Origin of the sequence: Candidatus Dormiibacter sp., from assembly GCF_050999135.1 — a bacterium.
Classification (GTDB): domain Bacteria; phylum Chloroflexota; class Dormibacteria; order Dormibacterales; family Dormibacteraceae; genus Dormiibacter; species Dormiibacter spiritus.
The window spans coordinates 47844-70592 of record NZ_JBPCPN010000027.1 but is presented as its reverse complement, the minus strand read 5'-3'; the positions used below and the strand labels follow the sequence as shown (position 1 = coordinate 70592).

General features: G+C 67.5%; 27 protein-coding genes and 1 other RNA gene. All 28 read left to right on the top strand.

Going from position 1 to position 22749, the window contains the following annotated elements; translation table 11 throughout:
• Positions 1 to 17 precede the first annotated feature (17 nt).
• The 28 genes from hisS to ACR2MZ_RS06995 all read left to right on the top strand — a co-directional run bounded on the left by hisS (position 18) and on the right by ACR2MZ_RS06995 (position 22749).
• Complete coding sequence (gene hisS / locus ACR2MZ_RS07130) at positions 18 to 1298, top strand: histidine--tRNA ligase (RefSeq protein ID WP_434004367.1); 1281 nt, start codon at positions 18 to 20, stop codon at positions 1296 to 1298.
• Positions 1295 to 3073 (top strand): aspartate--tRNA ligase, encoded by a 1779-nt coding sequence (aspS, locus tag ACR2MZ_RS07125; RefSeq protein WP_434004366.1) that lies wholly within the window; start codon positions 1295 to 1297, stop codon positions 3071 to 3073. Before hisS ends, aspS begins: the two co-directional genes overlap by 4 nt.
• Before the next feature lie 41 nt (positions 3074 to 3114).
• Positions 3115 to 3228, top strand: a non-coding RNA gene (ssrS, locus tag ACR2MZ_RS07120) — 6S RNA.
• A 35-nt stretch (positions 3229 to 3263) separates the two neighbouring features.
• Positions 3264 to 3557, top strand: a complete 294-nt coding sequence (locus tag ACR2MZ_RS07115) for a hypothetical protein (protein WP_434004365.1) — start codon at positions 3264 to 3266, stop codon at positions 3555 to 3557.
• Positions 3558 to 3597: 40 nt separating this feature from the next.
• Entirely contained in the window at positions 3598 to 3987 is a 390-nt protein-coding gene (locus ACR2MZ_RS07110; RefSeq protein ID WP_434004364.1) for a hypothetical protein, read from the top strand.
• Positions 3980 to 4312, top strand: a complete 333-nt coding sequence (locus ACR2MZ_RS07105; RefSeq protein ID WP_434004363.1) for a hypothetical protein — start codon at positions 3980 to 3982, stop codon at positions 4310 to 4312. Before ACR2MZ_RS07110 ends, ACR2MZ_RS07105 begins: the two co-directional genes overlap by 8 nt.
• The gene (locus ACR2MZ_RS07100) at positions 4305 to 4772 is read left to right on the top strand and encodes an ATP-binding protein (protein ID WP_338179725.1); all 468 of its coding nucleotides are present in this window, start codon (positions 4305 to 4307) and stop codon (positions 4770 to 4772) included. Before ACR2MZ_RS07105 ends, ACR2MZ_RS07100 begins: the two co-directional genes overlap by 8 nt.
• On the top strand, positions 4769 to 5551 hold the full coding sequence (locus tag ACR2MZ_RS07095; RefSeq protein ID WP_434004362.1) for a SigB/SigF/SigG family RNA polymerase sigma factor: 783 nt from the start codon (positions 4769 to 4771) through the stop codon (positions 5549 to 5551). Before ACR2MZ_RS07100 ends, ACR2MZ_RS07095 begins: the two co-directional genes overlap by 4 nt.
• A 282-nt stretch (positions 5552 to 5833) precedes the next feature.
• Positions 5834 to 8371, top strand: a complete 2538-nt coding sequence (gene alaS / locus ACR2MZ_RS07090; RefSeq protein WP_434004361.1) for an alanine--tRNA ligase — start codon at positions 5834 to 5836, stop codon at positions 8369 to 8371.
• A complete protein-coding gene (locus ACR2MZ_RS07085; protein ID WP_434004360.1) occupies positions 8368 to 9627 on the top strand; it encodes a cell division FtsA domain-containing protein in 1260 nt (419 codons plus the stop codon). Before alaS ends, ACR2MZ_RS07085 begins: the two co-directional genes overlap by 4 nt.
• A gap of 157 nt (positions 9628 to 9784) precedes the next feature.
• The gene (locus ACR2MZ_RS07080; RefSeq protein WP_434004359.1) at positions 9785 to 11377 is read left to right on the top strand and encodes a baseplate J/gp47 family protein; all 1593 of its coding nucleotides are present in this window, start codon (positions 9785 to 9787) and stop codon (positions 11375 to 11377) included.
• Complete coding sequence (gene ruvX, locus ACR2MZ_RS07075; protein ID WP_434004358.1) at positions 11377 to 11808, top strand: Holliday junction resolvase RuvX; 432 nt, start codon at positions 11377 to 11379, stop codon at positions 11806 to 11808. Before ACR2MZ_RS07080 ends, ruvX begins: the two co-directional genes overlap by 1 nt.
• Positions 11805 to 12050: a DUF1292 domain-containing protein gene (locus ACR2MZ_RS07070; protein WP_434004357.1), complete on the top strand. Its 246-nt coding sequence runs from the start codon at positions 11805 to 11807 to the stop codon at positions 12048 to 12050. The genes ruvX and ACR2MZ_RS07070 overlap by 4 nt, the downstream gene beginning before the upstream one ends.
• Positions 12047 to 13081, top strand: a complete 1035-nt coding sequence (mltG, locus tag ACR2MZ_RS07065; protein ID WP_434004356.1) for an endolytic transglycosylase MltG — start codon at positions 12047 to 12049, stop codon at positions 13079 to 13081. Before ACR2MZ_RS07070 ends, mltG begins: the two co-directional genes overlap by 4 nt.
• Positions 13082 to 13903 (top strand): shikimate dehydrogenase family protein, encoded by an 822-nt coding sequence (locus tag ACR2MZ_RS07060; RefSeq protein ID WP_434004355.1) that lies wholly within the window; start codon positions 13082 to 13084, stop codon positions 13901 to 13903.
• Positions 13900 to 14556: a prepilin peptidase gene (locus tag ACR2MZ_RS07055; protein WP_434004354.1), complete on the top strand. Its 657-nt coding sequence runs from the start codon at positions 13900 to 13902 to the stop codon at positions 14554 to 14556. The genes ACR2MZ_RS07060 and ACR2MZ_RS07055 overlap by 4 nt, the downstream gene beginning before the upstream one ends.
• Before the next feature lie 10 nt (positions 14557 to 14566).
• Positions 14567 to 15058 carry a PH domain-containing protein gene (locus ACR2MZ_RS07050; protein ID WP_434004353.1) on the top strand — a complete coding sequence of 164 codons (492 nt, stop codon included), beginning with the start codon at positions 14567 to 14569 and terminating at the stop codon, positions 15056 to 15058.
• A 32-nt stretch (positions 15059 to 15090) separates the two neighbouring features.
• Positions 15091 to 15558 carry a shikimate kinase gene (locus ACR2MZ_RS07045; RefSeq protein ID WP_434004352.1) on the top strand — a complete coding sequence of 156 codons (468 nt, stop codon included), beginning with the start codon at positions 15091 to 15093 and terminating at the stop codon, positions 15556 to 15558.
• A complete protein-coding gene (gene aroB, locus ACR2MZ_RS07040) occupies positions 15555 to 16625 on the top strand; it encodes a 3-dehydroquinate synthase (protein WP_434004351.1) in 1071 nt (356 codons plus the stop codon). The genes ACR2MZ_RS07045 and aroB overlap by 4 nt, the downstream gene beginning before the upstream one ends.
• Complete coding sequence (gene aroQ, locus ACR2MZ_RS07035; RefSeq protein ID WP_434004350.1) at positions 16622 to 17056, top strand: type II 3-dehydroquinate dehydratase; 435 nt, start codon at positions 16622 to 16624, stop codon at positions 17054 to 17056. The genes aroB and aroQ overlap by 4 nt, the downstream gene beginning before the upstream one ends.
• Positions 17040 to 17597 carry an elongation factor P gene (gene efp / locus ACR2MZ_RS07030; RefSeq protein WP_434004349.1) on the top strand — a complete coding sequence of 186 codons (558 nt, stop codon included), beginning with the start codon at positions 17040 to 17042 and terminating at the stop codon, positions 17595 to 17597. The genes aroQ and efp overlap by 17 nt, the downstream gene beginning before the upstream one ends.
• A gap of 253 nt (positions 17598 to 17850) precedes the next feature.
• A complete protein-coding gene (gene aceK, locus ACR2MZ_RS07025; RefSeq protein WP_434004348.1) occupies positions 17851 to 19590 on the top strand; it encodes a bifunctional isocitrate dehydrogenase kinase/phosphatase in 1740 nt (579 codons plus the stop codon).
• A gap of 57 nt (positions 19591 to 19647) precedes the next feature.
• Positions 19648 to 19989: an Asp23/Gls24 family envelope stress response protein gene (locus ACR2MZ_RS07020; RefSeq protein WP_434004347.1), complete on the top strand. Its 342-nt coding sequence runs from the start codon at positions 19648 to 19650 to the stop codon at positions 19987 to 19989.
• A gap of 86 nt (positions 19990 to 20075) precedes the next feature.
• Positions 20076 to 20498: a transcription antitermination factor NusB gene (gene nusB / locus ACR2MZ_RS07015; protein WP_434004346.1), complete on the top strand. Its 423-nt coding sequence runs from the start codon at positions 20076 to 20078 to the stop codon at positions 20496 to 20498.
• The gene (locus ACR2MZ_RS07010; protein ID WP_434004345.1) at positions 20482 to 20694 is read left to right on the top strand and encodes an exodeoxyribonuclease VII small subunit; all 213 of its coding nucleotides are present in this window, start codon (positions 20482 to 20484) and stop codon (positions 20692 to 20694) included. The genes nusB and ACR2MZ_RS07010 overlap by 17 nt, the downstream gene beginning before the upstream one ends.
• A gap of 4 nt (positions 20695 to 20698) precedes the next feature.
• A complete protein-coding gene (locus ACR2MZ_RS07005; protein ID WP_434004344.1) occupies positions 20699 to 21118 on the top strand; it encodes a divergent PAP2 family protein in 420 nt (139 codons plus the stop codon).
• 2 nt (positions 21119 to 21120) lie between these two features.
• On the top strand, positions 21121 to 21897 hold the full coding sequence (locus tag ACR2MZ_RS07000; protein WP_434004343.1) for a TlyA family RNA methyltransferase: 777 nt from the start codon (positions 21121 to 21123) through the stop codon (positions 21895 to 21897).
• 9 nt (positions 21898 to 21906) lie between these two features.
• Entirely contained in the window at positions 21907 to 22749 is an 843-nt protein-coding gene (locus ACR2MZ_RS06995) for an NAD(+)/NADH kinase (protein ID WP_434004342.1), read from the top strand.

Genomic DNA, 22749 nt, shown 5'->3' with positions numbered 1-22749 from the left:
ACTTAGACTTGGGGGCCGTGAGCCGAAGCCAGCCGATCCGCGCCGCCCGGGGCATGCGTGACATCCTGCCGGAGCAGGTGGCACTCTGGCGGGGGGTGGAGATGGCCGGCGAGGCGGCGGCACGCAGCTACGGTTACCAGGAGATCGAGGTTCCCATCATCGAGCCGGTGGCGCTCATCGAGCGGGTGGGCGGCGATACGGACGTGGTGCGCAAGGAGATCTACAGGATTCAGAGCCACGGTGATGCGTCGGGGGAGCGGGAGGGTCACCTGGCGCTGCGTCCGGAAGCCACAGCCGGAGTGGTGCGGGCCTACTTCCAGGGCGGCCTGAATCAGCTGTCGCAACCTGTCCGCCTGACGACCAGTGGACCCATGTTCCGGCACGATCGCCCGCAGGCTGGCCGTTACCGCCAGTTCTACCAATTCGACCTGGAGGTGATCGGCGACCCCTCCCCGGCCTACGACGCCGAGGTGATCGAGGTCAGCCGCCAATGGTTGAGCAGCCTCGGCTTGGCAGGGGTGAGCTTGGTCCTCAACAGCATCGGTGACGGCCGCTGCCGCCCGCCCTACCTGCAGAGGCTGAAGGAGTACTACCGACCGCTCAAGACCCGGCTGCATCCCGACTGCCAGCGCCGGCTGGAGGAGAATCCGCTTCGGCTGTTGGACTGCAAGGAGGAGCAGTGCCAGCCCTTCAAGGCCGCGGCGCCGCGGATCACTGATCATCTCTGTCAGCCCTGTGCCGAGGCCTTTGCCGAGGTCCGCTCGCTGCTGGACGGGGCGGCGATCGAGTACCGGTTGGACGCCCATTTGGTCCGTGGCCTCGACTACTACACACGGACGGTGTTCGAGTTCGAGCACGCAGCGCTCGGCGGAGCCCAGAACGCCCTGGGCGGCGGCGGCCGCTATGACGGCCTCGCAGCGGCCTTGGGCTATCCGGATACGCCCGCCGTCGGTTTTGCCGGCGGCATCGATCGCGTGGTGCTGGCGTCGCCGTTGAGCGAGCCGGTAAAGCCGGCACAGGTCTGGGTGCTGCCGGCGGAGCCGGGGCTGGAAGCCGAGGCCGCCCGCGTCGGCCGGCTCTGCCGCGCTGAGATCCCCGCAGTGGTTGACTTCAGCCGCCGCAGCCTCAGTGCCAAGATGCGCGCTGCCGGTCGCGCGGGCAGCCGCTGGGTGGCGATCATGGCCGCCGACGAAGCTCAGCGCCAGGCAGTGCAGCTGCGCGACATGCGCAGCGGCGACCAGCGCGAGGTGCCCTGGGATCAGCTGGCGGTGGTGATGGCCGGCAGCCTTTCTTCGTGAGCGGGTTCGGCGCTCCGCACTGTGGTGCGCTGCGCGCCGGTGACAGCGGCCGCTCGGTCGAGCTCTACGGCTGGGTGGGTCGACGCCGCGACCATGGTGGTCTGACGTTCGTGGACCTGCGTGACCGCTGGGGCACCGTGCAGGTGGTTTTCAACCCCGAGCTGGCGCCCGCCGCGCACGCCGCCGCAGCCGCGCTGCGGGCGGAATTCGTCATCAAGGTCACTGGCGAGGTGCGACTTCGGCCGGAAGGGATGCGCAACCCGCAGCTTGCCACAGGGGAGGTGGAGGTGGCCGCCGAGCGCCTCCAGGTGCTGAGTGAAAGCCTGACCCCGCCATTCCAGCTCGAGGACGCCACCTCCGCCGACACCGACGAGAAAACGCGCCTCAGCTACAGGTATCTGGATCTGCGCAGGCCCGAGATGCTGAGGATCTTGGAGCTGCGGCATCGTGTCAACAAGATCATCCACACCCACATGGACGAGAACGAGTTCATCGAGGTGGAGACGCCGATTCTGAGCAAGACGTCGCCCTCGGGCGCTCGTGACTTCCTCGTCCCCAGCCGGCTCCACCGGGGCCAGGTCTATGCCCTGCCCCAGGCGCCGCAGGTGCAAAAGCAGCTGCTCATGGTCGCCGGCGTCCAGCGCTACTACCAGATAGCCCGCTGCTTCCGGGACGAGAACCTGCGGGCAGACCGCCAACCTGAATTCACACAGCTCGACATCGAGATGAGCTTCGGCGACGAGGAGGACGTGTTCAGCCTGGTCGAGGGCCTCTTCGTCCGGCTCTGGCGGGAGACGATAGGCGTGGAGCTGCCGCTGCCCTTTCCGCGGCTCAACATCCGCGACGCCCTCCTGCGCTACGGCACCGACAAGCCTGATCTGCGTTATGAACTGGAGATCGCGGAGCTCGGGCCGGTGCTGGTCGAGACGGAGGCCAAGGTCTTCCGGAATGCGCTGGATACCGGCGGTGTCGTGCGCGGCCTGGCAGTGCCTGGCGGCAGTGACCTGAGCCGGCGGGAACTGGACGAGCTGGCGGTCATTGCCAGGGGGGCCGGTGGCCAGGGCCTGGCGTGGCTGCCCGGCGGGCCGCTCGATAAGTTCCTCACAGCGGCCGAGATCGCCGGCATCCAACAGGCGACAGGCGCGGCCGAAGGCGACCTGGTGTTGATCGCCGCCGATCGCCGCCGGCGAGCCGAAACGGTCATGGGCCTGGTCCGCTCGGAAGTCGCCCGGCGCCGGGATCTGATCCGCCGCGACGAGTGGCGCTTCCTCTGGATCAACCCCACCTACCTCTTCGACGAGGACGACGAGGGCCGGCTCACATACGCCCACCACCCCTTTGTGCGGCCCGTGGCGGAGGACCTGGAGTTTGTGGAGGAGCGCCCCTACGATGTTCGCGCCCACGCTTACGACATCGTCTGCAACGGTTACGAGCTGGGTGGCGGGAGCCTGCGAATCTACGATCCCGCCATGCAGGAGCGCGTCTTCAAGCTGCTCGGCATGCCGGAATCCACCATCCGCGAGCGCTTCGGCTACCTGCTGGAGGCCTTCAACTACGGTGTCCCACCGCACGGCGGCATCGCCTGGGGCGTGGACCGGGTGGTGATGATGCTGGCGGGCACTGAGAACATTCGGGACGTGATCGCCTTTCCCAAGACGCAGTCGATGACTGATCTCATGATGGAGGCGCCCAGCGCGCCGGATCCTGAGCTCATGGAGGAGCTCGGTCTCAGGTTCGCGCCGCCCCCCGGAACAAGCCGCCAGAGCGGCCGGTAGTATCAAAAAAGTCCCGGTCGGAGCGAGGGCATACGTGCGCGTTGCCCAATACAGATCACATAGGGACCCCGGAGTCACGGGTGTGGACCACAAGCCCGCTGAGACGGGAAGTGGAAAGCACCCGGCAGGGGACCCACCTGAGTAACTCAGGACAATCCACCGCTCTTGCTCCGGCGGGATGCCTTCCTTGATGGCTGTGCCGCCGGTTGTCATCACCGGTCTGCTCTTCACACTGCTGCTGACCGGGCTCTTCTACAGCCTCTGGCCCTATGCCCGGCGGGTCTTCATCCAGGTGCTGCTGCTGACGGCGGTGGGCGTGCTTCTCGGCCAGGGCTGGTCCTGGCTGGAGCTCCCCTCTCTCCACCTGGGCGAGCTGGACCTCGTGCCCGGTCTGCTCTTCGCCGCCGCGCTGCAGCCACTGGGAGGACGGCTGCCCTTGCGCCTCCCTGCCGGCCTGGCCGGAGGGCCAAAGCCTAAGATCTGAATCGCGCCGGTTGTTTGGCCGGGGCGAAGCAAAGGAACATATGGCACAGGGATTCTTATGGATTGCGCTTGGCGTCGCGGCCCTACTCGTGGCGCTGGCGCTCGTGCTCGTGCTGCTGCGGCTGAACCGCACGCTGGCGGTGCTTGAGTTGACGCTGATCAGCGCGGACCAGGCTCTCCAGGAGGTCGTGCCAGAGGTGCGGGCCAGCCTCGGCAATGTGAGTGCCATCACCGGCGGCGTCAACGTGGCCCTCCATGTGGCCGGGACGCAGGCCGACAGGATGGGCGGCGAGGTGGGTCAGGTGACTGCTCGCTCGGCCCGCGGCGCGGCAGCCATGCTGCACGGCCTGCGCGTTGGCACCGACAGCCTCGTCCGCGCAACTCACCAGAGTTCGGCTGAACAGTTGGAACAAGGAGAAAGACATGAGTGAAAGCAATTCCGGCGGTGGTTTCAGCTTCGGCTTCCTCCTCGGCCTCGTGGTCGGGGCAGGTGGGGCCATCTACCTGGCCACAGGTCCCGCTCGGGAGCAGGTGACTGAGCTGCGCCAGCGCACCATCGAGCTGAGTGGGACCGCTCGGGAGGCAGCGGTTGATCCCGAGAGTCCTGTCCGGCGGGCGATCGCCGACGGCGTGGCGGCTGCTCGTCGCCGGCGGCAAGAGCTGGAGCAGGCGGCGGCTACCGCCAAGGGTTCGACCGAAACTGCTGGTCAGCGGGAGCTGGGCGGGGACATCCAGGGAACCGTCAGCGATGCCTGAGCTGCTGCCGGGAACGCCAGTTGAGCTGAAGATCCCGGCTCGAGATGAGTTCATAGGGCTGGCCAAGCGGGTGGCCAGCTCCCTGGGCGGACAGCTGGGCTTCAGCCTGGACGAGATCGATGAGCTCAACATAGCTGTCGCCCAGGCGTGCGCCAACTCCATCTCCGACGCGCAGGACTTCTGGGGCGAGGGCGCGACTCTGCAGCTCAGCTTCATGACCACTGAGATCGGCATCCGCGTGGACGTCGACGTGCTGCCGCCGGATTCGCCCCGGGCCCTGGCGCTACCGCCCAGCGACGCCCGGGAGCGAGAGGAGCTGGTTGCTGCCACTGACGCGGCAGCCGACCAGAGACTGCTCGCCAAGGCAATGATCAGAGTCTTTGTCGACGACTTTCGCGAGCATGTCAACCAAGGCCGGCGCGAAGCTCATTACCGGATGGTCAAGTACCTGATCAGTTGAGCTCGACTCCGAGCCAGGCGCGCGAGGAGCTGCGGCAGCTGCACCGTGAGTACAGCCAGGCGACCTCCGAAGCAGAGCGTGAACGGATTCGGTCCCGGCTGGTGCCCGGCTACGATGGGTTGGTTCATTTCCTAGCGCGGCAGTTCGCCAACCGCGGTGAGCCGTTGGACGACGTCCTCCAGGTCGGCTACGTGGGTTTGATCAAGGCGATCGATCGCTTCGATCCCGACCTCGGCAACGAATTCACCACGTTCGGCACGCCCTACATCAAGGGCGAGATCCAGCGCTATTTTCGGGACAAGGGCTGGGCGATCCGCTTTCCCCGTCGCTTGCAGGAGACCTACCAGCAAGTGGTGCGCGCCAATGAGGCGCTGCGTCAGGAGCTGGGGCGGCAGCCCACCGTGGCCGAGGTGGCCGCTCGGTTGGGCCTGCAGCCGGAGGAAGTGCTGGAGGCGATGGAGATGTCAAGCGCCATGGCGCCCACGTCCTTCGACGCCACCATCGGGGGCGAATCCCAAGAGGGTGGGCGCCAGCTCGGCGAGGCGGTAGGGGCCAGAGACGCAAACCTCGCGCGGGTCGAGATGCGGGAGGCCCTGGAGCGAGCCATGCAGCATCTGACTGAGCGGGAACGCCGCATTCTGATCCTGCGCTTCGTCGACGAGCTGTCGCAGTCGGAGGTGGCCAAGAAGCTGGGTATCAGCCAGATGCACGTCTCCCGGCTCCAGCGCGCCGCCACCGAACAGCTGAAGCAACTGCTGCCGACCGAGAGCCTGGGGTGACGGGCAAGGGGAGGCAGGCCTCCTTTGCCAAAACCCTTCCCGGTCAGCGCGGGAGGCAAGCTGGTCTCGGAGCCGCCCGATGGTTTTTGAATCCATCTTCTGTCGTCGATACGGACGTCGTGTACCGGCGGGGATAAACCCCGCCTGGCAACCTAACGAGGGGCAAGAGACGATCAACCATCACGGCGCTGCCTCTCCTCGCCAGGCCGGTTGTACCGCTCGCCTGAAGCTGGAGTTGGGTTGGGCGCAACACCAGCTCGGCAGGTAGACTCAGCCAGTTCCGTGACCGGAGCCGAGATCCGCGCCCGCTTCCTTCGCTACTTCCAGAGCCGCGATCACCTGATCATCGAGAGCGCCTCGCTCGTCCCCGTAGACGACCCGACCACGCTCTTCAACTCGGCTGGGATGCAGCCGCTTCAACCCTATTACAGGGGCCTGCGGCAGCCTCCGCATGGCCGCTTGGTGGGCTGCCAGAAGTGCTTTCGGGTAGTGGACCTCGATGACGTGGGCCGCAGCGACAGACACTGCACGTTCTTCGAGATGCTGGGCAACTTCGCCCCGACCGGCGACTACTTCAAGGAGAGCGCCATCCCCTGGGCGTGGGAATTTGCTGTCGATCAGCGCGTCGGATTGGGGCTGGACAGAGAGCGGATCCGCGTCACCACCCATCCCGAGGACGACATGGCGCGCGAGATCTGGCGCCGGGAAACCGATCTCCGAGCGGACTTCGTCTACGACAACCAGGAGAACTGGTGGGGCCAGGAGCTGGGGCCCTGCGGCTATGACTCGGAGCTCTGGTGGGACCGCGGCCGGGCGGTTGGCTGCGGCCGGGACGACTGCTATCCCGACCACTGCGAGCGCTTTGTGGAGTTCTGGAACCTCGTCTTCCCGCAGTTCGACAAGCAGCCTGACGGCAGCTTGCCCGAACTGCCCAGCGGCGGCGCCATCGACACGGGCATGGGCCTGGATCGGATCAGCAGCATTCTGCAAGACGTCGAGACAGTCTTCGAGACCGATCTGTTTGCTCTCATCCAGGACCACATCCGCCAGTCGTCCAGCGTCTCCGCCACGGTTTCAGAGCGAGTGGTGGCCGACCACCTGCGCGCGATGACGTTTCTCATCGGCGACGGGGTCCTCCCGGCCAAGGAGGGTCGCGGCTACGTGCTCCGCCGCGTGATCCGTCGGGCCGCCCTGCACGGCCGGCGGCTCGGCCTGCGAGACGGTCTGGTGGCGGGCGTGCCGGCGGTGCTGGAGACTTTTGCGGAGGCCTATCCACTGCTGGCTCAGCGCCAGGCTGAGATCGAGCAGGCCGTCCGAGCCGAAGAGGAGAGCTTCAACCGGACGCTGGAGCGCGGTATGGAACTCTTCGAGCGCCTCGTCGAGCAACCTGGCTTGGAGCTGAGCGGGGACGAGGCGTTCCGGCTCCACGACACCTTCGGCTTCCCTCTCGAGCTCACGCTGGAGCTCGCCCAGGAACGGGGCAGGACTGTCGACCTGGCAGGTTTCCGCGCCGCCATGACCGGTCAGCGCGAGCGGTCGCGGCGCGCTCTGAGCCATCGTTGGAGCGAACTCCAGACTCTGCCCGACACCGAGTTCACCGGCTACCAGCGCCTGGAGGAGAGTGCCCGGGTGCTGGCGTTGCGCCGGGATGGCCAGGACGTGGCGGCGGCCACGGAGGGCGAGGAGGTGGAGGTCTACTTGGACCGCAGCCCCTTCTTCGCGGAGAGCGGCGGCCAGGTCGGTGACACAGGCCGCATCCAGGGTCCTGGCGGCGAGGTGCTGGTGGAGGACACCCGCCGACCGCGCGCCGGAGTCACAGCCCATCTGGGCCAGGTGCTGGTCGGTCGCCTCAGCACCGGCGATCAGGTGCGGGGGGTCGTGGACGCCGAGCGACGGCGGCGCATCATGCGCCACCACTCAGCCACTCACCTGTTGAACCGCGCCTTGGAGGAAGCGCTCCAGCGACCGAACCTGCAGCGAGGCTCCTGGGTGGGACCTGACCACACCACCTTCGACTTCCCGCTCGACCGCTCACTGAGCGCCGACGAGCTGGGCTCGCTGGAACGGCGAATCAACGCCCAGGTCCGCGCCGCCCTGCCCATGACGGCCCGGGTGCTGCCATACGCCGAAGCTGTGGCGACCGGCGCCACCCACCTCTTCGATGAGAAGTACGGCGACCTGGTGCGCGTTGTCTGCTTCGGGGAGTGGAGCTGCGAGTTCTGCGGCGGCACCCACTGCAGCAGCTCGGCGGAGGTGGGGATGGCGATAGTGACCGGCGAGTCCAGCGTGGGCCAGGGGCTGCGCCGCATCGATCTCACCGTCGGCGAGTCAGCCGAAGAACTCGTGCGGCTCAGGCTGGGCCAGCTGCAGCAGGCAGGCCGAGTCCTCGGCGTGGCCCCCGGTGACGTCGCCAGCAAAGCGGAGCAGCTGCGACGTGAGCAGCGCCGGCTGGAGCGGGAGATGGCTCGGCTGCGGGACGAGCTGCGAACCGTCAGCATCCGGGGCGCCGGCGCCAGTGGTCCGAGCCGGCGCCAAGCCCGGCTGCCGCTGGTCATGGAGCAGGTGAGCGCAGAGGGGATGGAGGACCTGCGCGGTTGGGCTGATCGGTACCTGGAGCAGCTGGGAGGCAGCGGCGTGGTGGCGGTAGCCGACGGCACCAGCTTCGTGATCAAGGTCTCCCGAGACCTTGCCCAGGAGAACCCCGCCAACGAGCTCGCCCAGGTGCTTGGACGCGGCGGCGGTCAGCCCCAGCTGGCCCAGGGGCGCCTGGCCGGGGACGTGGGAAAAGCCTTCGCGGCCCTGGCGGCACGGCTTCAATGAGCCCGCTCTTCCGCCAGAAGCACAAGCCTGACTACTACCAGCACTTCACCGTCCTGGACATAGGCAGCGAGTTCGTCAAAGTCCTGATCCTCACTCGCCAGGGGTCCGACGCGATGGTGCTCGGAGTGGCCAAGGAGCCACAGGCCCCAGCCTCGATCGAGAACGGTGCGATCATCGAATTGGACAGGGTGATCGAAGCTGCCAACCGCGCACTGGAGACAGCCGAGGACATGGCGGGCGTAATCCCCGGCCTGGCGACAGTCGGCCTGGCCGGCGAGCTGGTCAAGGGCTTTTCCTCGTCAGTTGCCTATCCCCGTGAGAGGCCTGATTCACGGGTGAAGGAATCCGAGCTGCGAAACATGCTGCAGCTCGTCCAGCGGCGGGCGCTGCACGAGGCCGAGCATCTGCTGGAGCTGGAGCGCGCCTACGGCAACCTGGAGGCCAGGCTGATTCAGTCCAACATCACAAGGGTGCGGATAGACGGCTACCCGGTGGCCAACCCGATCGGCTACGAGGGACGGCACATGGACCTGACAGTCTTCAACACCTTTGCCCCGGTCATGCAGGTCGGAGCCGTGGAGACAGTCGCCAAGGATCTGGACCTGGATCTGGTCAGCATGGTCTCCCAGCCCTATGCCGTCGCCCGGGCCTGCGCCGGCGACGACGCCTGGGAGGAGGGCGGGATCTTCATCGACATGGGTGGCGCGACCACCAACGTGGCGCTGCTGCGCGAGGGTGCTGTCGAGGGCACGCGCATGTTCAATCTCGGCGGTCAGGCACTCACCCGCCGGATTGCGGGCGAGTTCGGTCTCTCGGTCCAGGATGCGGAGGCGCGTAAGCTCAGACATTCGGAGGGGGTACTGAGCCCTGCTGAAAGGCAGCGGATCTCGCGGCTCTTGACAGGCGACGTGGAGGTCATGCTGCAGGGGCTGCACCTGAGCCTGGTGGAGCTGGCCCGCGATGAGCTTCTCCCCGCCAACCTCTACATCAGCGGCGGGGCCAGCCTGCTGCCGGAGATGGGGCGGGAGCTGCTCAAGCCTGCCTGGCGGGAGGGCCTGAGCTTTATCCGGGAACCCGACGTGCGCCGGCTCGGTCCGGCGGACGTGCGCAACGTGACCGACGCGACAGGGCTGCTGCAGAGTCCGCAGGACGTCACGCCGCTCTCGCTCGCCAACCACTTCCTTCACCAGGGGTCGGAGCAGGACGAGCTGATGAACTCGGTCATGGAGGGTGCGGTGAAGGGCCTGCGGCTTTAGGCAGCAGGCGGCTTTCGCCTGCTCGTCCAGACCCAGAGGTGCGGCCGGCAAGCCCGGCCGAACCCCTGGAGTTCCGGCGCAGGGCCCGTGGTAGCCTCTAGGCGGACTTGAGGTTTTCACAGCGGCCCGGGGCCGCCGGAAGCCGGGGAGTAGGGTGATGGGACTAGAACCGATCTTCGTCGATGGCGAAGAGGAACTCCCGGCAGTGATCGAGCGACTGAAGCAGGTCGGGAGCGAAGAGGTGCCCCTTGTCCTGTCCGGCCATTCCCGGGTGGGCCGGAGCAGGTTCTCATTCCAGCTTCTGAGCAGGTACGCCCGCCAGACGGGCAAGCGGCTGAGCGTCGTCTCGCCTGATCTCGCCGTGCAGCAGATGGCGCAGGAGGCAGGGTTCCGCTCGGCAGGTTCGCTGGACAGTCTCGGTACGGGAGTGGTTCCGGAGCCGGCGCCGGCGCTTGCCTACCAAGCCGCCTTGCCACAGCCAGAGCCGGCGTTCCTGGACCCCGCCGCCTCACCGGCTGTTGTTGAGACCCCAACCCCGCCTGTGCTCCCGCAGTCGAGCAGCGTGGCGGTTGGTCCGCGGATCCGGGCGGCGCCACCGACGACCGCCGGTCGCAGCCAGCCGCGGCCGTCGCGGGCGCTCCTCTATGGTGGTGTGGCCCTCGTCTTGGGGGTTATCCTCGTCGGCCTCCTGGTTTTCGTGCCTTCGGCCAAGGTCATAGTGGTGGCGCAGGCGCAGCCTTTCTCGGCCGACCTGGCTGTCACCGCCGCACCCAGCGGCGCTCCGATCCACGTGCGGACGGCCACAGCCGGCAAGAAAGCTACTCAGAGCTTCAAGGCGACAGGTGTGAAGACGACGCCCGGCCAGCCCGCTACAGGCGGCATCGCTTTCGATGGAAGCGGCTGCAACCTGTCCGAAGGGAGCGAGATACGGGTGCCCAACGGAACCCGGCTGCGCTCCTCCACCGGCGTCCAGTTCGCGACCAACGGCGGCGACGTGACAATCCGGCCCGACACCGCGGCCACCACCACTATCATTGCCACCTCGCCAGGTCAGAACGGCAACCTGCCGGCCGACACGGTGTTCGCGTTCGAGAACGCCGGGAACACGGGCGGCTGCCTGGTGGCGCGTGGCGGTCCCACCAGCGGCGGTCAGGACGAGGTGAAGAAGACAGTGGTGGGTCAGTCGGACGTCGACAACGCGCGCAGCCAGCTCAACGCCCAGCTCCAGGCCCAGCTCAGCAATGACCTCCGCACCGGCGTGCAGAGGGGAGAGAAGATCAATGACGAAATCCAGTTCAGGGATGCCCAGCTGAGCACCGACCACAAGGTGGGGGATGAGGTGCGCAGCTTCAATGCGACGATGGATCTGCAGGCTGAGGGGGATTACTACCGGCCAGATGAGGTGACTGCGGCTTTTGTCGGCCTGCTGGCCCAGAAGGTGCCCGCGGGTCGCCAACTCGCCGGTCAGTCGACCGCCAGCTACCAGGCCACAGCGACCGCGGGTGGTCAGCTGACCTTCAACGGAAAGGCGTCAGGCTTCTCCGCGCCCAAGATCGATCGCAGCGCAGTGAACGCCCTGGTGACAGGCAAGTCAGTCGCGCAGGCCCAGCAGAACCTGAAGCACTTGCCAGTCCAGTCAGTGGTGATCGAACAGCATCCTTTCCGGCTGCCGTTCATGCCGCTCTCTTCTTCCCGCATCGAGGTGGAGTACGACGTGACGGTGGCGCCGGCCGCCCAAACGCCGAAGTGATGGCGCCGGCAGGCCGCGTCCTGGCCATCGATCCTGGCAGCAAGCGAGTTGGGGTGGCGCTGAGCGACCCCGGCGGTGTGCTGGCGACGCCGCTGCTGACCCTTCCCGCCGAACCCGGCGCCACCCTTGTCGACCGACTGCTGGCAGTGGCCGCCAGTCACCAGGCGGTCGAGCTGGTGGTGGGCCTGCCGCGCCGACTGGACGGTAGCTCAGGACCCGAGGCTCAGGCGGCCAGCCGGCTGGCGTCTGAGCTGCGGGCGCAGAGCGGGCTGCCGGTCAAGCTCGTGGATGAGCGGCTGACCAGCGTCATCGCTGAGCGGGCCCTGCTGGCCAACGGACGCAGGCGCGATCGGCGCAAGGAGCTCTCCGATCCGGTGGCGGCCGCCGTGATCCTGCAGGGACACCTCGACTCCAGGCGAAAGCAGGAGTGAACCAGCCTGGCCACGAACAGCCAGTGGTGCTGATCGATGAGGCGGGGAGGCAGCGCTCCTTCCGCGTCCACGACGCATTCGACCTGGAGGGCCGCTCGTACTACCTGGTGGAAGCCGCAGATGATCCTGAGCAGGTCATGTTTCTGAAGGAGTCCAACGGCACCCTTGAGACAGTAGATCCAGATGAGCTCCAAAGCCTGCTGGCGTTCCTCGAAAACGATGATTCCCAGTACAGCGAGTGAGGAAGCTGCTGGTAGTGCTGGTGCTCCTCGTCGCCGTCGGCTACGCCGGCAGCCAGGGGTATGGCTGGTACCAGAGCCAGATCAACGACCCGGTCGGCGGAGACACCCGGCCTGTCGCCGTCCACATTGCAAGCGGCGAGCCGGCAGACGCCCTGGCCGCAGACCTGGTGGCCAAGGGCCTGGTGCGCAATCGAGACGTGTTCCTCTTCTACCTTCGTTCGCGGGGCAACGGCGCCAACATTCAGGCCGGTGACTTCCAGCTCAGCCCGAGCATGTCGATGGCCGCCATCGTGGAGCGTCTAACCTCAGGGACTCCCAACACTCTCCAGATCAGACTGGCCGAGGGGCTGACCCTGGCCAAGATGGCGGAAGCGGTCCAGGCCTCCGGCTTGGCCAGCGCGCAGCAGTACACCAACGCCGCTCAGCTTGCCGGCCACCAAGAGAGCTTCCTGCAAGGTCGACCCCAGGGGGCCCCGCCAACGCTGGAGGGCTTCCTCTTTCCCGACACCTACCAACTTGCCCCCAGCGCTGGGGCGCCGGCCTTGGTTCAGCTGCAGCTCGACCGCTTCGGACGCATAGTGGGCGCCGGCCTGAGCCAGGAGATCCAGGCGCCCGCCGCCGGCCGGCCCCAGCTGAGCCTCTACCAACTGGTCAGCGCCGCCTCCATCGTTGAGCGCGAGGTGAACCGCGACCCGGATCGGCGGATAGTCTGCGGCATCATCTTCAACCGGCTGCAGCAGGGAATGCCACTCCAGATCGACGCCACTGTGCTCTACGGCCTGGGCCGCTTTGGCGGGCAGCTCACACAGGCTGACCTGGCCCAGGACACGCCCTACAACAGCTACCTGCACCAGGGCCTGCCGCCAGGACCGATCGCCAACCCGGGTGAGGCTGCGCTCAAAGCCTGCGCCGAACCGCAGCCCTCCAGCTACCTGTTCTATTTCTCCGATCCCAGTGGAGTTACCCACTACGCCACGACTGGCGACGAATTCGAGCGTCTGAAGCGGCAGTTCGGCGTCGCCGGCGGCTGAGTGGCCACCGGGATAGTGGCCTTGCTCGGGCAGGGCATCTCCTACTCCGCCAGCCCAGCGCTCCAGGCGGCGGCGTTTGCAGCGACCAACCTGGATTGGCACTACGAGCTGGTGGACGTGGCGCCCTCTGAGCTTGCCGCTGCTGTCGAACACCTCCGGCAGGATCCCTACCAGGGCGCCAACGTCACGATCCCGCACAAGGTGGCTGTGATGCCGATGCTGAACGCTCTGGAGGCGGACGCGCGCGGAGCTCGAGCCGTCAACACCATCCGCCGCGAGGGTCGCCGGCTGATCGGCTCCAACACCGACGTCACCGGGCTCAGGGCCGCGTTGGGGGCTGCGGGTGTGGAGGTCACCGGCGCCACGGCCGTGGTGCTGGGCGCCGGTGGGGCAGCACGAGCCTGTGGGCTGGCCCTGAGCGGAGCGGCCGTGACCTTCGTCGCGCGGAATCCCTCACACGCAGTCGGGCTACCCGGGACGGTGCTGAGTTGGGGCGACCCCACCTGGCAGGCGCTGGCCCGGCGGGCGGACGTGCTGATCAACGCCACACAGCTCGGCCGCCGGGGAGAGATGCCGATCCGGCCCGGCGGTCTGCCCCTGTCGGGAGCGGTGATCGACCTTGTCTACGTGGCGGGGGGCACGCCGCTGGTCCGCAGGTCGCGCCGGCTGGGCCTGCGCTGCGTCGATGGCTGGAGCATTCTGCTCGCCCAGGGTGCGGCTGCCTTCCAGGCCTGGACCGGCCGCGAGGCGCCGCTGGCCGCAATGCGGGCGGCCCTGCCGCCGGGAGCGATCGAGGCGGCCGGCAAGCCCGACCTGCGTTGAGCGTCCCGGCCACGGTGCTGGTCCCGCTCGCCGTTCTGGTCGGAGGCCTGGCGGGAGCCGGACTGATGATAGTTTCGGCCCACCTCGCCGGGAGCCAAGGCTTGGCGGAGCGCGCTCCGCGTTGGGAGCGGATCGCCACGCCGCTGCTCTCAGCCCTGGTTCTCGCCTCGCTGGCCTGGCGTTTGGGTGCCGGCTGGTCTCTTCTGAGCCGGAGCCTGTGGGCCTTGATCCTAATTCAGATATTCGTCTTCGATCTTCGCCACGGGCTGATCTTGGATCGGGTGCTGCTGCCGGCAGGCGTGCTGGCGGCACTCTTGAGCTGGCTCGGGCCGGCCCTCAGCTGGCGCGAGTCGCTGCTCACCGGCGCACTCACAGGTCTGGCCTTTCTCGCCGTCGCCAGAGCCGGCCGGGCACTTTTCAAGGCGGACGCGCTGGGCCTGGGTGACGTCAAGCTGAGCGCCTTCATGGGGCTCTGCCTCGGTTTCCCCGGGGTGGTCTGGGCGGTGATCGCGGGGGTGCTGGCCGGGGGCGTGGCCGCCGCCGTGCTGCTGGTCACGGGCCTGGCTGGGCGCCGCGATCACTTCGCCTATGGGCCGTTCTTGGCCGGTGGCTCTTTACTTGCCCTGTTCCTGCTGCCCCCGGGCCGGACCTAGAATCCTCGCGATGCCGCGCCAACTGCTCGAAGGTGAGGATCTCGTCCTGCGGCTGCACAGGCATTGGATTCTGCTCGGCCGCTGGCTGGGACTTCCAGTGGCCTTGGTGGCGCTCTTCTGCGCAGCCCTTTATGTGGCCGGCAATCGTCTGCCAGGTGATGTAAAGCTGTTCCTGCTCCTGCTGGCGCTGGCGGCCCTCGGCTTTTGGACGATAGTCGCGTGGCTGCGCTGGACGGCAGTGAGCCTGACTCTGACCGATCAGCGCGTGATCTTGGAGAGCGGAGTGATCGGCCGCGCCAGCAAGGTCATCGCCTTGGACCGCGTGCAGGACGTCGCCACCCGCCAGTCTCCCTGGGGCCGGCTCTTCGGCTACGGGACCGTGCAGATCGACGCCATGGGCGCCAGTGGCACGGAGCTCGTGCCTTATGTGCCGGGCCCTGAGCGCCTGCGCGATGAGGTCTTCGTGCAGTCGGGCGCGAGCCGGCGCGCGGGCCGGACCTGAACCGGCGGCCGCCCCTGGCCCTGATCGGCTTCATGGGCTGCGGCAAATCGACTGTCGGCCGCCGCGTCGCCGAGATGGCCGCGGCGCCGTATTTTGACCTGGACCAGATGCTCGAAGAGTCCAGCGGCCTGGCCCTAGGGACGTACTTCGCCCGCCACGGCGAGGCGGCATTCCGGGCGCTCGAAGCACGGCTGCTGCCCGAGGTGCTGCAGCCAGGAGCCGTCACCTCGCTGGGGGGTGGCACGCCTGTGCCCGAAGCCAACTGGCGCCTGCTCCAGGAGCGAGCCAGGACCGTTTACCTGGCGGCCCCACTGGGGGTGTTGCTCGCCCGAGCTGGAAGCCAGGCCAGCCGACCCCTTCTCTGGGGGCGGAGCACGCAGGAGCTGGAGCAGCTGTGGCGCGCCCGGCTGCCGCGCTACGAGGCGGCTCACGGGCGCGTCGATGCCGCGCGGCCGGTCGAAGAGGTGGCGCGGGAGGTGCTGGCGCTCTGGGACTCGTGAGTGTCCAGCTGGCCGAGCGCGCCTACCCGGTGCTCATCGGTTCCGGCGCCCTCCAGGAGTTACCTCGCCGGCTGCGCGAGAAGGCCGCGTCGAGCGCAGCTGTGGTGAGTGACAGCAATGTCGCCGGCGAGTGGGGAGAAGCTGTGGTGGCGGGATTGACGGGGGTCGGCATCCGCTCCCAGCTCCACGTTGTACGACCTGGCGAACAGGCGAAATCCCTCTCCGAGCTGAGCGGAGTCCTCGACTTCATGGAGCTCTTCGGGCTGGATCGCTGGGGCGTCGTCGTGGCTCTTGGCGGGGGCACCGTGGGCGATCTGGCCGGGTTCGCCGCCGCCGTCTGGCAGCGGGGCGTTCGCTATGTCCAGGTGCCCACCACGCTGCTCGCGATGGTCGACGCCAGCGTGGGCGGCAAGACAGGGGTCAACAGCAAGCGGAGCAAGAACTCGATAGGCGCCGTCTGGCAGCCGCTCGCGGTCTTCTCCGACCTGACCACACTGCGCACCCTGCCGGAAGCCGAATATCTCGCCGCCTTCGGCGAGATCGTGAAGTACGCGGTGAGCCTGGATCGGGACCTGGCGGAAACCCTGAGACTGCAGGCGCCGGCGCTCCGAGAGCGAGACCTGACAGCTCTGGAGTCGGTGGTGACCCGCGGCATCGAGCTGAAAGCCCAGGTGGTCGCGGCCGACGAGAGAGAGGCCGGCCCCCGCGAGGTCCTCAATTACGGCCACACTGTCGGGCATGCGCTGGAGATCGCTTCCGACTTTGCCATCCCCCACGGCCGCGCCGTCGCCGTGGGCCTGCGGGCGGCTGCTCGCCTGGGTGTCGAGTGCTGTGGCTGTCCCCAATCAGTGGTAGAGGTCCAGGACGAGCTGCTGGCGGCCTTCGGCCTGCCCGGTGACCTGCCGCCTGTGCGGGAGTCTGAAGTGCTGGCGGCGCTGCCGCGAGACAAGAAGGCCCGCGAGGGCCGGCTCCGCTGGGTCCTGCCCCGGGAGCTGGGCAAGGTTCAGGTCGGCGTGAGCGTGCCTGCGACGGCCGTCGAGCGCGTGGTTCACGAGGTCCTTTCATGAAGCGCCTCCTCGTGGTCAACGGTCCCAATCTGAACCTGCTGGGCACCCGAGAGCCGGAGATCTACGGCTCCCTGACGCTCGCCCAAATCGAGGCCCGGCTGCAGCAGAGGGCACGCGCCAGAGACTGCGAGCTCCGCTGTTTCCAGTCCAACTCGGAGGCCGCCATCCTTGACTTCATACAGTCGGAGGCCGCCGCCGCCCAGGGCCTGGTTCTCAATCCCGGCGCCCTGACCCACAGCTCGGTGGCCCTCTACGATTGCCTCAAGGCGCTCGCCCTCCCCACAGTTGAGGTCCACCTCTCCAACATCCACGCTCGAGAGGAGTTTCGATCTCGCAGCGTCACGGCGGCAGCGGCCCTGGGCGTGGTGACGGGGCTGGGTGCGAGCGGCTATATCTACGCCATGGAGTACCTGATTGATCGAGACGAATAACTTCCGAAATGGCACAGCCTTCGAGATGGACGGCAAGCTGCTGACAGTGGTCAGCGTGGAACACATCAAGATGGCTCGAGCCGGCGCGGTGATCAAAGCCAAGCTGAAAAACATCCGCGACGGCTCCATCTACGAGCAGAGCTTCCGCAGTGGGGACAAGTACAGGACTGTCCGGATCGAGAAGTTGGCAGCCACCTACCTCTACGGGGACGGTGACAACCACCACTTCATGGACGCCCAGAACTACGAGCAGTTGGCCCTGGCCACGGACAGGCTGGCGGACGTCCTGCCGTTCCTGAAGGAGGGCAACTCGGTCAGCCTCCTGCGCTATGAGGATGAGGTGATAGGAGTTGAGCTGCCGATCACGCTGGAGCTGATCGTGGCGGAGACGGAGCCCGGCGTGCGTGGGGACACTGTATCCGGCACCAGCAAGCCGGCAACTCTCGAGACTGGCGCGCAGCTGAGCGTCCCGCTGTTCGTCAACCGTGGCGACCGAATCCGCGTGGACACGCGCACCGGCCACTACATCGAACGCGCCTAGGCCGATGAGAAGGGGCTTCGGCCTGCGGTCTCGTCGGCGCCTTGGCGCCCATGCGGCCCATCTTCGCGCCTACTTTCTGTGCTCCTCGTTCACGCATAGTTCAGATGCGCTTACTCCGGTGCTCGAAAAGGCACCCGAATCTGGACCACCTGGATCGCCAAATCACTCGACGACAGTTTTTTCATCACCCTGCTAGGGCTGACCTTGCGTTGTCGAGGCTGCCGGCAGGCTGAAAAGGCCTAACCTGCCGGACATGGCGGAGCCGGGCATCACTTTCTCCGCCAGCCGGCTGGCCAATATCGTCGCCCACGCCGTCTTCAGCGCGTTCGTCGATTACGCTGGCGCCTTCGAGCAGATCACCCGCCGCGCCCAGGACAGGTTCGTCAAGCGGGACTGGCCGGGCGCCGCTGCCGACGCATCCGAGCGGCTCGATCTCTACACGGGAGTGGTCGACCGAGCCCAGACGCAGGTGGAGACCATGCTTGCCGCGCGGTCGGCTGAACGCCTGATCTGGGCAGGGCTGAAGGCCGTCTACTCAGGTCTCATTGCGGGCCGGCCGGATTGGGAGCTGGCCGAAACCTTCTTTAACTCGGTGACCAGGCGAATCTTCGCCACCGAGGGCGTGGACGCCAACATCGAGTTCGTCGACTCCGACTTTGCAGTCCCCGACGAGGCGCCCGCGGGAGAACTTTGGAAGACCTACGAGGGTGATGAATGCGCGGCGATTTTGCGTTCCGTGCTCAGGGACCCCTGGTTCAACTGCGCGCTTGCCGAGCCAGAGGGCGACGCCAGTCGTGGTGGCGCCCTGCTGCTCGAGCAAGTTCGGTCGGCCGGCTTTGAGGATCCGGTGCGACGGGCGGAGGTGATCAGGGCGCCCTTCTTCCGCCGCAAGGGCGCCTATCTGATCGGTCGGCTCATCCTCGGCGATCGCCGCCTGCCGTTCGGCCTCGCCTTTCTCAACTCAGCGGCCGGCGTCACCTTGGACGCCGTCCTGACCGGCGAGGACGACATCAGCATCGTCTTCAGCTTCACCCGCTCACACTTCTTCATCGACCTGGGGCCGCCGCATCAGCTGGTCACGCTCCTGAAGGAGCTGATGCCGAAGAAGCCAGTCGCTGAGCTCTACATCGCCCTGGGTCATCACAAGCACGGCAAGACCGAGCTGTACAGGGACCTGCTGCGCCATCTGGCTACCTCTGATCGCCGGTTCGAGCCGGCTCCGGGGACACCCGGCACCGTGATGCTGGTCTTCGCGATGGAGGGCTATGACGTGGTCTTCAAGGTGATCCGCGATCGCTTTCCGGTGGTCAAGCCGGTGACGCCGCAGCAAATTCGCGACAAGTACAGGCTGGTCTTCCACCACGACCGCGCCGGCCGCCTGGTCGAGGCCCAGGAGTTCGAGCATCTGCAGTTCGACAGCGCCAGGTTCGCCCCCGAGCTGCTGGAGGAGTTCCGGCGCGACGCCGAGCGCACCGTCGAGTTGGCAGCGGATCGCGTGGTCGTCCACCACGCCTACCTCGAGCGGCGGGTGACCCCCCTCGACTGGTACCTGCGCCAGGCCGACCCGGCGGCGGCGGCCGCCGCGGTCAGCGATTTCGGTCAGGCAGTCAAGGAACTCGCGGCCAGCGGCATCTTTCCCGGCGAGCTGCTGCCCAAGAACTTCGGGCTGACCCGTCACGCACGCGTGGTCTGCTACGACTATGACGAGCTCGGTCTGCTTTCAGAGTTCACTTTCCGGACCCTGCCCGCCGCCGTCGACGACCAGGATGACCTCGCCGACGAGGCATGGTTCGGGATCGGTCCGAGAGACCTCTTCCCGGAGGAATTCGGACGCTTCCTGGGCTTCACGCCCGATCAGCGAAAGGCCCTGGAGGTGCTCCACCGCGATCTTTACGACGTCACCTTCTGGCAGTCCACTCAGGCTTTGGTCCGCAGCGCCGAGATCATTGACATCTTCCCTTACCCGGCTTCCCGGCGGCTGCCGGCCAGGTGAAAAATGCCGGCCTGGGGCGGGCAGCCGTGGGCGGTCCCCTCAGGTAGCATCGGGGCGATGGCGCAGGCGACTTCCGGCAGCGTGCGGGTGGCCAACGAGGTCATCGCCAGCATTGCCGCCCTGGCTGCCCGAGAGGTGGAGGGCGTGCAGGACGTGGATCAGCCCAGCGCCCGGCAGCTGATGGACTGGCTGAAGCGGCAGACTGTTCACAGTGGCGTGCGCGTCGCGCTGGACGGCGAGCGCAAGATCCATCTCGACGTCTTTCTGACAGTGGTTTCAACCGCGGCGCTGCAGGAAGTCGCTGCGCGTGTGCAGGCCAATGTGGTCGAAGCCGTGGAACGCATGCTGGGCCTGGAGGTCGCCGAGGTCAGCGTCTTCGTGTCCAGCGTCGCCTTCTGATGTCATCCGCCACAGCCGTAAGCAGGCGCCAGATCCGGTTCGTGAAGGGGCCGCCAGGTTCCCCGCGACCCCTCTGATTGCTGGTCATGGCTGGTTCTCGCCACCGTGCTCGAGAGCTGGCGCTGAAGGCTCTCTTTCAACTCGAGGGCAGCCCGGAAGGCCCCCTGGCCGCTGTCGAGTACTTGGCCGGAGAGGAGGCGGCCGAGCCAACCGAGCGGGAATTCGCTGGGCGGATCGTGGCGGGGGTGCTCGAACATGGTGAGGAGATCGACGGGCTGATCCGGGCAGCCTCCACCAACTGGAGTCCTGAGCAGATGGGCAGGGTGGATCGCACGGTCCTTCGGATCGCCGTCTACGAGATCCGCTTTGGCGGGGAGGTGCCGCTGCGCGCAGCGCTCAACGAATCGATCGACCTGGCGAAGACATTCGCGGGCGAGGAGTCGGGCCGTTTCGTCAACGGAGTGCTGGGCCGGATCGTGGCGGGGGCCGCGCGTGAGGTCCCCAGCTGAGGCCGCCCCCGGGCCTGAGCCGGTGGATGGGTTGCTCGATCGGCTGGAGGCGGCACTGCAGCGCCTGAACGACCCCCGAGCGCCCGTGCAGCAAATTGTGGCCGATTACGAGCTGGCGGAGCGCCTGCTCAGGGACGCGGAAGACAGGCTGGAGCAGGCTCGGACCGCGCTCGGTCAGGGTCGGTCAGGCGCCTAGAGTCGTGCAGCGGTACCTGTTGCCGGCAGCCGTGGCGTGGCTCATCGCCCAAGGCCTCAAGCTGGGCCTCTACAGCGCCAGGCGCCGGCGGCTGGACCTGCGCATTCTGGCCGAGATGGGCGGAATGCCGAGCTCCCATTCGGCGCTGGTCATGGCTCTGACTGCCGCCCTGGGCCGCGTCAACGGCGTCAACTCGTCGGTGTTCGCTGTCGCGTTGGTGCTGTCGATAGTCGTCATGTACGACGCGCAGGGTGTGCGGCGGGCGGCCGGCCTGCAGGCTTCCGTGCTGAACCGTTTGATGGATGACCTGATGGCTCAGCGGGGCATCCGCGAGGACCGGCTGCGGGAGTTGGTGGGCCACACGCCGGTTCAGGTACTCGTGGGCGCGGCGCTGGGCATCGGGATCGGCCTGCTGCCGTTTTAGTGGTGGCTCCGTCGCGACAGCGGCTGGATCTGGCTCTCGTCAAAGCGGGAATGGCCGAGTCGCGCAGCCAGGCCCAGGCTCTCATCCTGGCGGGCAAGGTCAAGGTCGGGGAGGAGACAGTGCGCAGGTCCGATCGGCTGGTGGCAGCCGAACCGCTCCACGTGGTGGCGCCCCCGGCGTTCGTGAGCCGAGCAGGCGCCAAGCTGGCCGGAGCGTTGACAGCCTTCGGAGTGGCGGTCGCCGGCCGCATCTGTGCAGATGTCGGCGCTTCGACAGGTGGTTTCACCGACGTTCTGCTCCAGCGCGGAGCCGCCCGCGTTTACGCCATCGACGTGGGCAGGGGACTGCTGCATTGGCGGCTGCGGCAGGACCCCCGCGTGGTGCTGCTGGAGCGCGTCAACGCCCGAACGTTGGAGCAACTCCCCGAGCAGCCGCAGCTGGTCGTCGTGGACGTCTCCTTCATCGGGCTGGAGCTGGTCCTCCCAGCACTCTGTCGCTCTGCCCCGGGCGCAGAGCTGGTGGTGCTCTTCAAACCCCAGTTTCAGGTAGGTCGGCGCGAGGTGGGAAAGGGCGGCGTTGTCCGCGACGAAGCTGCCATCGCCGCCGCTCTCGTTCGCTTCCGCGCCTGGTGCCAGGAACAGGGCATAGCCGTCCTGGGCGAAGTCGTGTCCAGCCTCCCTGGCGCTGAGGGAAATGTAGAAAGACTCCTCCATCTGCGTGCGCCCGGGCGGCGGGCGACCCCTGCCGAATCGCGTCCGGCGAGTGTCCAGAAAGATTAGGATGGGCCTGTGAAAGAAGCAGTCGGCATCCTCTTCCACCCAGGTGTTGACCGGAAGCTGCCGGCCATCGAGGAGGCGCGCCGGCTGCTGGTCGGAGAAGGCTTTGAGTGCTGGGAGGCGCCGCGCGGCGGCAGCCGCCGCGTGTTGAGGCCGCGCACCCGCCTCCTGCTGACACTGGGCGGGGATGGCACTCTCCTTTCCGGAGCTCGGCTGGCGGCACCGGCGGGGGTGCCGCTGCTCGGCGTCAACCTGGGCCGGCTCGGCTTTCTCACCGAGCTGGAGCTGGCCGGGCTGAAGCGCGGTCTGCAGGCCTTCCTGGCTGGACGCTTCCGACTCGAGGAGCGCACGGTTTTGCAGGTGTCGGTGACCACGCAGACCGGGGCCACGCGCCGCCAGGTGGGCGTCAACGAAGTGGTCATTCAGCGCGGCGCCGACGGCGGCCTTCTCCGGCTCCATATCGGGGTGGATTCCGAACAGGTGGGCGTGATCGACGCGGACGGCCTCCTCGTGGCCACCGCCACCGGCTCAACCGCCTACGCTCTGGCGGCCGGGGGTCCGATCCTGGAGCCGAGCGTCGAGAACCTTCTTCTGGTGCCCATCAACCCCTTCGCCCTCACGGTGCGGCCCATAGTCTTCCCGGGCCGCCACCAGTTGAGCCTGCAGCTGAGCCGCGCCGCCGGCCTGCTGGCAGTTGACGGCCAGAAGGCTCGTCGGCTGGCCGAAGGCGACAGGATCGAGGTGGCGGCCCATCCCCGCCGTCTTCAGATGGTGCGCTTGAGCCAGGCCGATCGGTTCTACGGACTGCTGCAGCAGAAGCTCGGCTGGGGCCTGCCGCTCGTGCCGACCCCCTGA